Genomic DNA, 253 nt, shown 5'->3' with positions numbered 1-253 from the left:
CGACATGACGGCGGCCCGCGGGTTTCCCCGGAGGTCGCATCGGTCGGGCGAACGGGCGGATCTTCGCGGCCGATGCGGCCATGGCGGAATTGGTAGACGCGCTAGCTTGAGGTGCTAGTCCCGCGAGGGGTGGAGGGTCGAGTCCTCTTGGCCGCACCACACGTTTGTTGTGGTGTTTTTTCTCCGATCGCTCGGCGCTCCGCCGGGTTCTCGGCTTCAGCCGTTGATTGTGTCGGACCTGCGGGTTGCGGCC

The 253-nt window shown here is 66.4% G+C and carries 1 tRNA gene; it reads left to right on the top strand.

The features are described from left to right. The first annotated feature begins 74 nt into the window (after window positions 1-74). Window positions 75-159 (top strand) — tRNA-Leu (locus AC0IY0_RS28865). Window positions 160-253: the final 94 nt, after the last annotated feature.

This window comes from Methylobacterium sp. AC315 (assembly GCF_979253755.1).
The sequence above is the reverse complement of the archived record's forward strand: the minus strand, read 5'-3'. Positions and strand labels throughout refer to the sequence as shown.